The organism is Bradyrhizobium sp. STM 3809, from assembly GCF_000239795.1.
Lineage (GTDB): Bacteria > Pseudomonadota > Alphaproteobacteria > Rhizobiales > Xanthobacteraceae > Bradyrhizobium.
On record NZ_CAFJ01000148.1, the window covers coordinates 1 to 4,551 of the forward strand.

Below are 4,551 nucleotides of genomic sequence, written 5' to 3' on the forward strand. Positions count from 1 at the left end.
CCTCGTGCGGGCCGTGACGCGGCCAAATGTGCCGCTGATTTGCCCGACGACTCAACGCCCGTCGGATTGCGACAAAATGGCACGACGGGCAACGCGCCTGCCTCCATCGCGCCATTAGTCCCGCTGAATCAGACCTCTCGCGCACTGTGCTACCGAGGCGGAGCAGCCCGCTCACGAGTTCGTGAACGCATTCTCAAATCCATCCGAACGCAGCGCTCGTAACGAACTCGACCAATCCGGTCGGGGTGATGCGACCCTGGACCACAGGGGAAACGAGGGCCGCAAATCCTGTTCGCGCATCAGCCAACTCATCAGTTCAGTTCACAAGGAAACACTCGTATGACGCTGGGAATCCGTTCGTTCGTAGCCGGCGCGTTGATGCTGGGCGCGCTCTCCATGTCAGCCACGGCCGCTCGCGCCGCCGATATCGTCGACACCGCCGTTGGCGCGGGCCAGTTCAAGACGCTGGTCGCCGCCGCCAAGGCCGCGGGCGTCGTGCCGGTGCTGAAGAGCAAGGGTCCGTTCACGGTGTTTGCGCCGACTGACGCGGCGTTCGCGGCGCTGCCGCCCGGCACCGTCGAGGACCTGCTCAAGCCGAAGAACAAGGGCAAGCTCGCGGCGATCCTGAAGTATCACGTGCTCCCGGGCGCGGTGAAGGCGGGCGACGTCGCCGGCAAGAAGCTCAGCGTCAAGACCGCGGAAGGTCAGAAGGTCGACGTCGACGGCACCTTCTTCGGCGTGCAGGTCAACGACGCGCATGTCGTGCAGGCCGACATCGTCGCCTCGAACGGCGTCATCCACGTGATCGACAAGGTGCTGCTGCCGCCGGCTAAGACGGCGATGCATCACTGATCAAGCGGGGGCGCGCCGTCGATGACGGCGCGCTCTTCGTATTGGGTGACCGAGATCACGACCTTCAAGGCGCTGATGAGTTGCACGGCATGTCGCCGTTAATGGCTGGACGTGCTGACGTCCGATCACGGCGCAACAATATCGGTGTCGTCACGGCCTTGAGCCGGGACCCATAACCACCGTCCGGACTTTGGCGAAGGCTGGAGCTGCCAGCGCGCGTCACCCCATCGTCCTGTGGTTATGGGTCCCGGCGTTCGCCGGGACGACAGCGGTGGGTGTGGCGCGACCTCGGCCACAGCTTGTGAAGATAGCGATGCCTCGCGAGAGGGATTTGACTCAATACCCTCTCATTGCCGCCAGCTGCGCCGCGTGATAGTTCGCATCGCCGAGCAGTTCCTCGCACACCCGGGCGCGCTTCATGAAGAAGCCGATGTCGAACTGATCGGTCATGCCCATGCCGCCATGCATCTGCACGCCCTCCTGAACGGCGCGGGTGGCGGTGGCGCCGGCGCGGGCCTTGGCCACGGCGACGGCAGCCGTCGCGCCGGCGGGATCGGAATCGAGCGCCTGCAGCGCCTTCAGCACGGCGGCGCGGGTGATCTCGATCTCGATGTAGAGATGCGCGGCGCGATGCTGCAGCGCCTGGAATTCGCCGATCGCCTTGCCGAACTGCTTGCGCTCCTTGAGATAGGCGACGGTGCGGCCGAACACCTCCTCGCTCAGGCCCACCATCTCCGAAGCGACCGCGCCGCGGCCGAGATCGAGGACGCCGCCGAGCACGGCGGCGCCGCCATCGACCTCGCCGAGCACATGATCGGCGGTCACCTCGACGTTGTCGAAACTGATGCGCGCGGCATTGTGCGCGTCGACCATGATGGTGCGCTCGATCGCAACGCCCTTGGCCTTGGGATCGACCAGGAACAGCGTGAGTCCGTTGCGCTCACCCGGCGCACCGGCGCTGCGCGCGACGACGAGCAGGAGATCGGCGACATGGCCGTCGACCACCATCGCCTTCGCGCCGTTCAGCCTGAAGCCGTTGCCGGAGCGCACCGCCTGCAGCGACGTGTGCAGGGGCCGGTGCTTGGCGCCCTCGTCGAGCGCGAGCGCCGCGAGCAGCTTGCCGCTCGCGATCTTCGGCAGATGCTCGGACTTCTGCGCCGCTGAACCGGCGCGCGTCAGCGCGGCAGCCGACAGCACCGACGTCGCGAGAAATGGCGACGGCATCAAGGTGCGGCCGATCTCCTCCATCACGACGCCGGCCTCGACCGCGCCCAGGCCGGAGCCGCCGTGCTCCTCCGGCACCAGCAGGCCGGCAAAGCCCATCTCGGCGAAGGTGGCCCAGAGCTCCCTGGAGAAGCCGGTCTCGTCGCGCGAATCGCGCAGCTTGCGCAAGTGCGCCACCGGCGCGTGATCGGAGATCAGGCCGCGCGCGCTGTCTCGCAGCATGGATTGTTCTTCGGTGAGGAGGAGAGGCATGGAAGGCATCCTTGAAAACTGCGGCTGATCGGTTCGCTCTCAACCCTCATGGTGAGGAGGCGCCCTTGCGCCGTCTCGAACCATGAGGCCAATGTCGGGGCCTCATCCTTCGAGACGCGCGCCAAGGGGCGCGCTCCTCAGGATGAGGGTCTTTCGTCACGCCCCCGGCAGATCGAGGATGCGCTTGGCGACGATGCCGAGCATGACCTCGGAGGTGCCGCCTTCGATCGAGTTGGCCTTGGTGCGCAGCCAGGCGCGGGGACGCGCGCCCTCGTGGGAGCGCTCGCTCTCCCATTCCAGCGCGTCGATGCCGCCTGATGACATCAAGAGCTCGTGGCGGCGCTTGTTGAGCTCGGTGCCGTAATACTTCATCGCGGACGAGAACGCCGGATGGCCCTGCCCGGCCTTGGCGAGATCGACCATGCGCTCAGCCGCCGCGGCAAGCGCGGCTTCATCGACGTCAAACGTCGCGATGTCGGCGCGCAGCAGCGCATCATCGAGCCGGCCTTGCGCGTCGCTGCCGATGGAGTCCGCCGCGACCTGGCCAAGCGGCCGGCTGCCGCCGCGCTCGCCCATGCCGGAGATCATCGCGCGCTCGTGCTGCAGCAGGTATTTCGCAACGTCCCAGCCGCGATTCACGGTGCCCACCACATTCGCCTTGGGCACCCGGACGTTGTCGAAGAAGGTCTCGCAGAACGGCGAGCGGCCGGAGATCAGCAGGATCGGCTTGGTCGACACGCCCTTCGAGGTCATGTCGAACAGGATGAAGCTGATGCCGTCATGCTTCTTCGCCGCGGGATCGGTGCGCACCAGGCAGAAGATCCAGTCGGCGTAGTTGGCGTAGGAGGTCCAGATCTTCTGGCCGTTGATGATGTAGTCGTCACCGTCGCTCTCGGCGCGGGTCTGCAGCGAGGCGAGGTCGGAGCCGGCGTTCGGCTCGGAATAGCCCTGGCACCAGCGAATGAGACCGGCGGTGATCTTCGGCAGGTGCTCGCGTTTCTGCGCCTCGGTGCCGTATTTCAACAGCGCCGGCCCGAGCATGGAGATGCCGAACGAGGTGATCGGGGCGCGCGCGCCGATCGCGGCCATCTCCTGGCGCACGATCTTGGCCTCCTCGCCGTCGAGGCCGCCGCCGCCATATTCCGTCGGCCAGTGCGGCACCGTCCAGCCCTTGTCGCGCATCCGCTCGAACCAGATGCGCTGCGGCTCGGAGGAGAATTTGGCGTTGCGGCCGCCCCAGAACGTGTCCTCGTCCGAGGTCATCGGCCGGCGCATTTCCGGCGGACAATTCGCCTCCAGCCAGGCCCTCGTTTCGCGGCGGAATGTGTCGAGATCGGCCATGCCCAGTCCTCGCGCGTTTCCATGAATGATGTCGTTGGAACGACCTAACCTCAGCGCGTCCGGGAATTCAACATCGATGTCGCCGCGGCCGCCCTCGCCTTGTCAGGCGATCTATGATCATGATGCCGCCGCGTGAAAATACGAGGAAACGACCATGCGCCTGAAACTTCTTTCGCCTGGCGAAATGAGCGCCGACCAGCGCCAGACCTACGACGAGTCGATCGCCAGCAAGCGCGGCTCGCCGCCGCCCCCGATGATGGCCTGGCTGAACAGCCCGGAAATGGCGCGGCACGCGACCCGGCTCGGCGCCTTCCTGCGCTACGACACCGTGTTTCCGGCCGCGCTGTCCGAGATCGCGATCCTGGTGACGGCGCGGCACTGGACCGCGCATTACGAATGGTACGCGCATAAGCGCCTGGCGCTGGCGGGCGGACTGGACATCAAGATCATCGACGCCATCCGCGACCGCCGCACGCCGGATTTTTCCGACCCCAAGGCGCAGATGATCTACGACGTCGCGAAGTCGCTGCACGAGGGGCATGGACTGACCGATGTTCTCTACAAGGATGCCATCGCAACGCTCGGCGAGCGCGGCGTGGTCGAGATCATCGGCCTGTGCGGCTACTACACCATGGTCTCGATGACGCTGAATACGTTCGAGTTCGATCTGCCGGAGGGCGAGGTCTCGGAGCTGAAGTGATATGTGCGTACAGCGCACCCGCGGTGCCCATGACTGCGCCCTCTCCCCTTGTGGGAGAGGGCTACACAGCTGCGAGCCACGAACTCGCTTGGGTGAGGGGTTCGTGCCACAAATTCAGGTCGGAGTTCGTGGCAACCCCTCACCCGGCTTTCATGCTGCGCATGAAAGCCACCCTCTCCCAC

At 66.0% G+C, this 4,551-nt stretch carries 4 protein-coding genes; 2 read left to right on the forward strand and 2 right to left on the reverse strand.

What is annotated here, in order from left to right:
• The first annotated feature begins 396 nt into the window (after nt 1-396).
• Entirely contained in the window at nt 397-852 is a 456-nt protein-coding gene (locus BRAS3809_RS07740) for a fasciclin domain-containing protein (protein ID WP_008961529.1), read from the forward strand.
• A 336-nt stretch (nt 853-1,188) separates the two neighbouring features.
• On the opposite strand, the gene BRAS3809_RS07745 is transcribed toward BRAS3809_RS07740, so the two are convergent.
• Both BRAS3809_RS07745 and BRAS3809_RS07750 read right to left on the reverse strand, forming a co-directional pair.
• Nucleotides 1,189-2,328 carry an acyl-CoA dehydrogenase family protein gene (locus BRAS3809_RS07745; RefSeq protein WP_008961530.1) on the reverse strand — a complete coding sequence of 380 codons (1,140 nt, stop codon included), beginning with the start codon at nt 2,326-2,328 and terminating at the stop codon, nt 1,189-1,191.
• A 156-nt stretch (nt 2,329-2,484) separates the two neighbouring features.
• Nucleotides 2,485-3,669 (reverse strand): acyl-CoA dehydrogenase family protein, encoded by a 1,185-nt coding sequence (locus BRAS3809_RS07750; RefSeq protein ID WP_008961531.1) that lies wholly within the window; start codon nt 3,667-3,669, stop codon nt 2,485-2,487.
• Nucleotides 3,670-3,823: 154 nt separating this feature from the next.
• Here BRAS3809_RS07750 and BRAS3809_RS07755 point away from each other — a divergent pair, with 154 nt between their 5' ends.
• The gene (locus BRAS3809_RS07755) at nt 3,824-4,369 is read left to right on the forward strand and encodes a carboxymuconolactone decarboxylase family protein (protein ID WP_008961532.1); all 546 of its coding nucleotides are present in this window, start codon (nt 3,824-3,826) and stop codon (nt 4,367-4,369) included.
• Nucleotides 4,370-4,551 lie beyond the last annotated feature (182 nt).